Genomic DNA, 5491 nt, shown 5'->3' with positions numbered 1-5491 from the left:
GCGCGAAAAGGTGCTGGAAGTCACCAGCACCCTGCACGAGCAGGCCGGTGCCGCGTTCAGCGACGCCGACCGCAAGATCGCCGAGCGCGCCGAGCAGACCTCCGCGGCCCTGCTGGCGCGGGCCGAAGACATCGCCCGCACCTTCGAGGAGGCCGACCGTCGCCTGCACGCCCGTGCAGAAGATACGTCGAACGCCTTGCTTGCCCGCGCGGACGACACGTCCAGCTCGCTGCTGGCCCGTGCCCATGAAACCGCCGATCAGCTGGCCGCTCGCGCAAATCAGATCGCCGGCACCTTCGAAGCGGCAGACCAGAAGCTCGCCGCCCGCGCCCAGGAAACCGCAGATCAGCTGACCGCCCGGGCTCAGGACACCGCCGACCATCTGGCAGCTCGTGCAAGCGAAATTGCAGGCACGTTCGATGCCGCCGACCAGAAGCTGGTCGCCCGCGCCATCGAAACGGCCCAGTCGCTGGCCGCGCGCGCCGGCGACATCCTGCGCAACTTCGAAGGCGCCGACCAGCGGCTCGGCATGCGGATCGGCGAATCGGCCGAAGCGCTTGCCGCACGCGCATCGGACCTTGGCCGCATCTTCGATGCCGCCGACCAGCAGCTCGTCTCGCGCATCGCCGAGGGTTCGGAAGCGCTGTCGAGCCGCGCCTCGGAAATCGGCCGTATCTTCGACGACGCGGATCAGCGTCTGGTGTCGCGCATCGCCAGCAGCACCACCACGATCGGCGAGCATGCCGAGACGATCGTCGGCGCCTTTGCCGATACCGAGCAACGGGTTGCCGAACGCGCAAGGCGGACCGGCCAGGAAATGGCCGTGCATGCCCGCGAAATCGAGCAGGCGCTTGCCGGCGCCGACGAGCGTCTCGCCTCGAGCGCGGCGGCCGCGGCAGCCCGTGTCGAAGAGCAGGTCTCGGGCGTCGAGAACCGCCTCGCCTTTACGGCCGAGACGATGGGCCAGAAGCTCAACGAGCAGGTGTCGAACGCCGAGGCGCAACTCGTCTCGCGCGCCAATGTGATCGCCGAGACCTTCACCGCGGTTGGCCAGCATATCGGCCAGAGCACCAACGATGCCGCCAAGACGATCGGCGCCAACACCCGCGAACTCAACACCATGCTCGCGGCGCGTTCGGCCGAAATGTCGAAGATCCTCGACGAAACCGCACGGCCTTTGGTCGAGCGCTTCGCCCAGGGCGGCTCGGAACTGCAAAAGAGCATGGAAGAGGTCACAGAACGCGCCACCGAGAAGCTGCGCAGCGAGAATGCCGCACTTGTCGACGCGCTCGCCAACCGCACCGCCGAAACCTTGTCGGCGGTCGAGGGTGCCCGCTCGTCGCTGTCCGACAGCGTCGCCGACCTCATCGGCCGGATGACCAAGTCCAGTTCGCAGCTCGGTCAGCTGATCGAGCAGGCCGCGGTCAATCTCGGCCAGGTCGATGAACGCCTGAGCGGCAGCACGCAAAGCTTCGCCGCCACCACCGAGAAGGCCGCGCAGACCTTTGCCAGCTCGGCACGTCTGGTCGATTCGAACACGACAAGGCTGACGGAACTGTCGTCGTCCACCTTGCGCGAGGTCGCGTCGATTGCCACCAAGTTCGACGAGCACAGCCGCCTGCTGTCCAGTGCTTCGGACCTGTTGAGCTCGGCCCAGAGCAACCTCGAACACACGCTCGAACGGCAGTCGTCGCTCGAAGACCTCGCCGTCGGCCTGGTCAAGAAGTCGGAAGATCTCGAAAGGGTCATGCGCTCGTTCGAAAATCTCGTCGGCCAGACGCTGCAGAACGCCGAAGGCAAGACGATGGAGTCGGCCGACAAGATCCGCAACGCCATCACCGACGTCGTCGACTCGGCAACCAAGCGCTTTGCCGATGCGACCGAGGAGATGCGGCGCACAGCGGGTTCGATCAAGAGCGAGCTCGACCTGACCCGCGCCGAGCTCAAGAAGGGCGTCATCGAAATGCCGGAAGAGGCCAAGGAATCGACTTCGGCCATCCGCCGCGCCGTTTCCGAGCAGATCAACGCCCTGAAGGAGCTTTCGGACATCGTGGCCAAGTCCGGCCGCGGCGGTGAAGGGTCCGAACCACGCAACCTGCGTCCGGCGCCGCAAGCGCCGGCCGCACGCGCTGCCGAGCCGCCGCGCCGAGCACCGGCACCGCAGCCGGACCTGCGCACGCCTCAGGCGCCCTTGGGCGGCCCTGCATTGCGCGGCACGCTCGACCTTGACCGTCCGACCGAGGCGGCACCGCGTCCGCGCGGCGATGCCAACGCCCGCACGCCGCAGGGTGGCTGGGTGCGCGATCTGCTGACCGCGGCATCGAACGATGAGGACCTCAGGTCGGCAGCTCCCCCAGCGACTGCGGAAGCGCCCCGCGCTACGCCTGCCCAGCGATCGCCCCTTCATGTCGTCGAATCGCTGAACTCGCTCTCCGTCGATATCGCGCGGGCCATCGACCACGATGCTTCGATCGAGCTGTGGAACCGCTACCGGCGCGGCGAGCGTGACGTGTTCACAAGGCGGCTCTACACGCTGAAGGGTCAGCAGACGTTCGACGAGATCCGTCGCAAGTATCAGGCCGAGGCCGAGTTCCGCGCCGCCGTCGACCGCTACTGCGACGATTTCGAGAAGCTGCTCAAGGATGTCTCACGCAACGACCGCGACAACATCATGGCGCAGACCTACCTGACGTCGGACACCGGCAAGGTCTACACCATGCTGGCGCATGCGAGCGGCCGCCTGCACTAAGACGGGAATTGAACAGGCGGGCCATGGTCCCGCCTGTGCCTGCTCTAACGTCCGGCACGCGTTGAACCTGCCCGCAACAGGTCTTGCGAGACTATCGATGCCTTCGGAATCCGCCCTAAGTCGATCTCCCGACGGCGCTATAATTCATCCACAGTACCGCTGCCCTAACGCTCGCAGGGTGTGATCGTGAAGACGGCAATCATTTTCGACTGCGAGTTTCTTTGCCTGGAGGGCTCGCAACGCAGATTCTGGTGCGCGGCCCACGATCCCGACCCGGTGATCGCACAGATCGGCGCCGTCAGGCTTGGACTTGAAGGCGACTTCCCCCTGCTCGGAACACACAAGGCCTATATCAAACCGGTCGACCGGTTTGGTCAGAGATACGCCTTGGACCCATTCTTCACCAAACTGACCGGCATCACCGAGGAAGATTTGGAGACAAAAGGGGTGGCACTAGGGGATGCCCTCGCCGACATCGATCGTTTTTCCGAAGGGGCGCGATTCTGGTCCTGGGGCAAGGACGAATTGAACATGATCGCCATCAGCTGCTATGTCGGGGGCATTCAGCCTTCGATCCCGGCCACCCGGTTTGACAACGCCGTCAAGCTGCTGATCGCAGCCGGAATGCCGATCGAGGATCTGGCGAGAACGCCGAGCAACAAGCTTGCGGATTACTACGGCGTCAAGCACCCGCCATTGCAGGGGCACGATGCGCTCGATGACGCGCTGTCCGTGACCTACACCCTGCAGCACCTGATGAAGACCGGAAAGCTCCGGCCGGAGATCTTCGACCACTTGTAGGTAGAGAAGCCTGATGGGATTCCGGCGCGCGTCGCGCTCAGATCACCGAATCCGTCCAGCGCACGATCTGCCCGGCGGCGTCGCCGAACGCCTTGTCGAGTGCGCTGACATAAGCAGGATTGCCGCTGCCCGAGACGGGTGCGGCTGCGGTGAAGCTCTTGGAAGCACGGACCTCGCCGTTGCGATCGTTCAGGATCCGCACGAACAGATCGACCTCGGCATGTTCGCCGCCGTCGACCCGAACCTCGAATGAGCGGATCTCGACGATCACCTGATAGTCGATCGCCAGGCCCTCGCCCGGCTTGCCGACGCCGGCAAAGCTGCCCGATCGCTGGAAGGTCTCGGCCAGCCGCGCCTGCACGATCAGCGGCAGCCGGTCAGCCCATTGCGCGCCCTTGAGATACTGGATCGAACGATCCGACGGCTTGATGACGATGTTCTGGCTGTCCAGCGCCTTGAGCGCCGACGGCTGCGCGATCAGGATCTGGCGGCGGCTGTGGCCATGCGCGTCGACCGACGGCGCCGACAGCTCGAACGTATCGAGCGGCGCGGGCTTGCCGCCCAACGCCGCACAGCCGGCCAGCGTCAAGGCAAGCAGTGCCGCAGCCGATGTCAACCCGCCCGTTTTCACCCACACAGACTTCACGCGCGATCCCCGTTGTCCCCGGATCGTAAGATCGACCCGCTTTCGCGGCTCATGTTTCTGGGGCGCGCCGGCGCCGAAGTCAACGCCGCGCCCTGCCATCGAATTGCCGAACCTCGCCGTCGCCACCCGACAGGATGCGCTGCGGATTGCGGCTGAGGTCGGTTACCGCCTCCTCGATGCGGCTGATCGAACGGCGGCTGTCCTGCACCAGCGCTTCGACGTTCGAAAGCCCCTGGCCCGAGAATCGCGCCAGATTGTCGGTGATGACGCCAAGGCGGGCATTCAGCGTGTCGGCAACCTGCTTGAACGACTTCAGCGTCGCCCTCGCATCCGCCATCACGCCGTCGGCCTGCCCCGACCCGAGCAAGGTATCGACCTTGGCTAGAATGCCATCGACTCGCACCGAGGCATCGTTGAGCCGTTGCGCGAGCTGCTTTGCGTCCTTGATCGTCTGGTCGATGTCGTCGGCCCGGTTGGCGAACTTGTGGGTCACCTCCGCGATGTCGGCGGCGGCCTTGTCGGCGCTCTCGCTGGCCTTTTGGATGTTGGCGAGCGCCGAGCGCACTTGTGCGGGATCGATACCGTCGAGCACGTTGTCGACCTTGGCCAGCGTGCCTTGCGTCCGTTTGGCGAAGTCGTTGACCGACCCCACGGCTGTATCGACGTTCTTGATCACGCCGTCGAGCTGCTTCGACGTCTGCTTGAGGTTACCGGTTACTGCGTCGACATTGGCGACGATGCTCTTGATCTTGTCCTTGTCGACCGCGTTGAGAAGGCCTTCGGCCGCCTTCAGCGTGCCGTCGAGTTTGCCGGAAACGCCTTTCAGCTCATCGGCCAGCGTGCTGGCCGCGGACAGGAACTTGTCGATGCCGTCCGAATTCTTGGCCAGCGCATCGGAGAAGGTCTGGACGTTCTGGACGGTCTGCGTCAGCGGCCCGCGAACGTCCTTGGTGAAGCCTTCGAGCTCGGTCAGCACCTTGTCGGCGCGGGTGAAGATATTCTGCGCCGTCTGCAAGAGGTTGGTCACCGCCGACGGGTTGGCGACGATCTCGGCGACCTTGCCTTCCTTTTCCGCTTGGTCGAGGAGCTTTACCTCCTTGGGATCGGCGCCCTTGAGTTCGATGTTGGCCTGCCCGGTCAGGCCGGCAAGCCCGATATCGGCTTGCGTCGATTTGGTGATCGGCGTCATGCGGTCGATCTCGGTATCGGCGATGGCAACCGTCGGATTGTCGACATCAATATAGACGCGCTTGACGTCGCCGACCTTGACGCCGTTGAACAGCACGAAACTTCCG

Annotated in this window: 3 protein-coding genes and 1 pseudogene; 2 read left to right on the top strand and 2 right to left on the bottom strand. The window is 64.8% G+C overall.

The genetic code is table 11. The features are described from left to right. Both EN994_RS16045 and EN994_RS16040 read left to right on the top strand, forming a co-directional pair. Positions 1 to 2749: pseudogene (locus EN994_RS16045) on the top strand (kinesin); the annotation flags it as partial. 186 nt (positions 2750 to 2935) lie between these two features. Beyond that, positions 2936 to 3550, top strand: a complete 615-nt coding sequence (locus tag EN994_RS16040) for a 3'-5' exonuclease (RefSeq protein WP_063170226.1) — start codon at positions 2936 to 2938, stop codon at positions 3548 to 3550. Between the two features lie 37 nt (positions 3551 to 3587). Here EN994_RS16040 and EN994_RS16035 read toward each other — a convergent pair whose 3' ends face one another. Together EN994_RS16035 and EN994_RS16030 are read right to left on the bottom strand one after the other, a co-directional pair. After that, the gene (locus EN994_RS16035) at positions 3588 to 4295 is read right to left on the bottom strand and encodes an ABC-type transport auxiliary lipoprotein family protein (protein ID WP_063167914.1); all 708 of its coding nucleotides are present in this window, start codon (positions 4293 to 4295) and stop codon (positions 3588 to 3590) included. Next, on the bottom strand, positions 4276 to 5491 hold a 1216-nt coding region (locus EN994_RS16030), incomplete at its 5' end, for an MlaD family protein (RefSeq protein WP_164745953.1). The genes EN994_RS16035 and EN994_RS16030, both read right to left, overlap by 20 nt.

This window comes from Mesorhizobium sp. M7A.F.Ca.CA.002.09.1.1 (assembly GCF_003998555.1).
Lineage (GTDB): Bacteria > Pseudomonadota > Alphaproteobacteria > Rhizobiales > Rhizobiaceae > Mesorhizobium > Mesorhizobium ciceri.
This window is presented reverse-complemented; position numbering and strand designations above follow the sequence as displayed.